1 rRNA gene is annotated in these 1,310 nt (G+C 57.9%); it reads right to left on the reverse strand.

Annotated elements, in window-relative coordinates:
- A 23S ribosomal RNA gene (locus tag ACFRFC_RS38220) occupies window positions 1–1,310 on the reverse strand; the annotation flags it as partial.

A 1,310-nucleotide genomic window follows, 5' to 3' on the forward strand; every position in this document is an offset into this window, starting at 1 on the left:
TAACGTTCCAGCACCGGGCAGGCGTCAGTCCGTATACATCGCCTTACGGCTTCGCACGGACCTGTGTTTTTAGTAAACAGTCGCTTCTCGCTGGTCTCTGCGGCCACCCCCAGCTCACCGTGCAAGACGGCTCACCGGACGTGGCCCCCCTTCTCCCGAAGTTACGGGGGCATTTTGCCGAGTTCCTTAACCATAGTTCACCCGAACGCCTCGGTATTCTCTACCAGACCACCTGAGTCGGTTTAGGGTACGGGCCGCCATAAAACTCGCTAGAGGCTTTTCTCGACAGCATAGGATCATCCACTTCACCACAATCGGCTCGGCATCAGGTCTCACCCTGCATGGTGTGCGGATTTACCTGCACACCGGGCTACACCCTTACCCCGGGACAACCACCGCCCGGGATGGACTACCTTCCTGCGTCACCCCATCACTCACCTACTACCAGCTCGGGCCACCGGCTCCACCACTCCCCCTCACTCCGAAGAGATCAGGGGCGGCTTCACGGGCTTAGCATCACTGGACTCGATGTTGAACGCTCTACAGCGGGTACCGGAATATCAACCGGTTATCCATCGACTACGCCTGTCGGCCTCGCCTTAGGTCCCGACTTACCCTGGGCAGATCAGCTTGACCCAGGAACCCTTAGTCAATCGGCGCACACGTTTCCCACGTGTGAATCGCTACTCATGCCTGCATTCTCACTCGTCAACCGTCCACAACTCGCTTACGCGGCTGCTTCACCCGGCAGACGACGCTCCCCTACCCATCACAGCGCCCGTTGGGGCTCATGCTGCAATGACACGACTTCGGCGGTACGCTTGAGCCCCGCTACATTGTCGGCGCGGAATCACTAGACCAGTGAGCTATTACGCACTCTTTCAAGGGTGGCTGCTTCTAAGCCAACCTCCTGGTTGTCTCTGCGACTCCACATCCTTTCCCACTTAGCGTACGCTTAGGGGCCTTAGTCGATGCTCTGGGCTGTTTCCCTCTCGACCATGGAGCTTATCCCCCACAGTCTCACTGCCGCGCTCTCACTTACCGGCATTCGGAGTTTGGCTAAGGTCAGTAACCCGGTAGGGCCCATCGCCTATCCAGTGCTCTACCTCCGGCAAGAAACACACGACGCTGCACCTAAATGCATTTCGGGGAGAACCAGCTATCACGGAGTTTGATTGGCCTTTCACCCCTAACCACAGGTCATCCCCCAGGTTTTCAACCCTGGTGGGTTCGGTCCTCCACGAAGTCTTACCTCCGCTTCAACCTGCCCATGGCTAGATCACTCCGCTTCGGGTCTTGAGCATGCTACT

The sequence above is a fragment of the Streptomyces sp. NPDC056734 genome, from assembly GCF_042790455.1.
In the GTDB taxonomy this organism is placed as follows: Bacteria; Actinomycetota; Actinomycetes; order Streptomycetales; family Streptomycetaceae; genus Streptomyces.